3 protein-coding genes are annotated in these 2,085 nt (G+C 44.2%); all 3 read left to right on the forward strand.

Annotated elements, in window-relative coordinates; all coding sequences use genetic code 11:
• Nucleotides 1-571, forward strand: a 571-nt coding sequence (locus WB217_RS09595; RefSeq protein ID WP_423992869.1) for a PASTA domain-containing protein, incomplete at its 5' end; no start/stop codon positions are given.
• Nucleotides 572-589: 18 nt separating this feature from the next.
• Nucleotides 590-1,471 carry a ribosome small subunit-dependent GTPase A gene (rsgA, locus tag WB217_RS09600; RefSeq protein WP_423992871.1) on the forward strand — a complete coding sequence of 294 codons (882 nt, stop codon included), beginning with the start codon at nt 590-592 and terminating at the stop codon, nt 1,469-1,471.
• Between the two features lie 2 nt (nt 1,472-1,473).
• Nucleotides 1,474-2,085: ribulose-phosphate 3-epimerase (gene rpe, locus WB217_RS09605; RefSeq protein WP_423992873.1), on the forward strand; the 612-nt coding region annotated here is incomplete at its 3' end.

Raw genomic sequence — 2,085 nt, forward strand, 5'->3', positions numbered from 1 at the left:
TGGAGAACATAATGATAGTGAGCCAGGAACCATTCTGGACCAATATCCTCCTGATGGCGAATCAGTGATTCCTGAGGAAACGACTATTGAATTCACCGTCAGCCTTGGGCCTGAGCTAATTACTTTGGATGATTTTAGAGGCTTAAATGAGAAAGGGCTCCAGAATTATGAGGATTCAACAGGGCTGAAAATTGAGATTACAGAAGAGTTTCATGATACTGTACCTAAAGGTGAAGTCATTTCACAGGATCCGTCAGCCGGAACTCAATTAAAGAAGGGCAGCAAGGTAAATGTGGTAATTTCTAAGGGGATAGAAGAACTTCCGAAAAGAGAGAAGTTTGAAATTCCTATTCCTTACGATCAGACGTTGGCGGGACAGCCACAACAAGTCCAGATTTTCATTGGTGATTTGGACAATAACGATACTGTTCCATATGACACTATCGAAATCGTTGAGGATACAAAATACCCAGTAGAATTTCATATTCCGCCTGGCGGAGAAGGTTATTATAAAGTAATAAGCGATGGTAAAGTCATCCTCGAGGGTGCAGTAGATTATCCAAAAGATTAACAGACAGGGAGTGTTGCTATGCCTGAGGGCAAAATCATTAAGGCGCTGAGCGGGTTTTATTATGTTGCGAACAAGGATGGAATCGTTCAATGCCGCGGGCGAGGTGTATTCCGAAAGAATAAGGTGAATCCGCTGGTAGGCGATGAGGTCGTTTTCCAGGCAGACAATAATACCGAAGGCTATATTCTTGAGGTAAAAGGGCGGAAGAATGAACTGGTCCGCCCTCCAATTGCCAACGTAGACCAGGCGATTCTTGTTTTTTCAGCAGTTGAACCTGATTTCAGCACTACCCTGCTTGACCGGTTCCTAGTGTTAGTTGAGTATAATCATATCCAGCCACTCATTTGTATTACGAAAATGGATTTGACTTCTGAAGAGCAAAAAAGGCGGCTTGAATCATTCGCAGCTGATTACCGCAAAGCGGGGTATGAGGTTATCTTAACCTCATCTGAAACATCCTCTGGCCTTGAGGAGTTGAGTCCCCATCTCGAGGGGAAAATCTCTGTTTTTGCTGGACAGTCGGGTGTCGGGAAGTCTTCCCTGCTTAATGCGATCCGTCCGGACCTGGAATTGAAAACAGATGATATCTCTTCCCATCTGGGACGGGGAAAGCATACTACAAGACACGTAGAGTTAATCACAATTAATAATGGCCTTGTTGCGGATACCCCTGGTTTTAGTTCATTGGAGTTTACCGAAATTGAGGCCGAAGAACTGAACTCCTGTTTTCCGGATATTTACGAAATCAGTGAGTCTTGCAAGTTTCGAGGCTGCCTTCACATGGCAGAGCCTAAATGTGCTGTAAAAGCAGCGGTTGAATCCGGGACTCTGCCTGAATACAGGTATGAGCATTATAAGGACTTTTTATTAGAAATAAAGGATAGAAAGCCGAGGTACTAATCATGGTGAAAATAGCACCTTCAATTTTGTCAGCAGACTTTGCGAGGCTTGGCGATGAAATTAAGGATGTCGAGCAAGGCGGAGCAGATTATATCCATGTTGATGTAATGGATGGCCATTTTGTACCAAATATTACGATCGGCCCGCTTATTGTGGAAGCAATCCGTCCAATTACAAAGTTGCCGCTTGATGTACATTTAATGATTGAAAATCCTGACCAGTACATTGAAGCATTTGCAAAGGCGGGTGCGGATTACATTACTGTTCATGTGGAAGCATCCAGACATTTGCACAGGACAATCCAATTGATTAAATCGACAGGTGTCAAGGCCGGTGCCGTCATCAATCCGGCAACACCGGTGGAAAGCCTGAAGCATATCATTGAGGATTTAGACATGGTCCTGCTTATGTCAGTCAACCCAGGGTTTGGAGGCCAAAACTTCATCTCTTCTGTCCTTCCGAAAATCAGGCAGGTAAAGGAAATGGCAGATGCGGTGAACCCAAATCTTGAAATTGAAGTTGATGGCGGAGTAAATGAAGAAACTGCCAAGCTTTGTGTAGAAGCCGGTGCAACAGTGCTTGTAGCAGGTTCTGCGGTCTTCAATAAGGAAGAC

This window comes from Mesobacillus sp., assembly GCF_049588175.1.
GTDB lineage: Bacteria > Bacillota > Bacilli > Bacillales > Cytobacillaceae > Mesobacillus.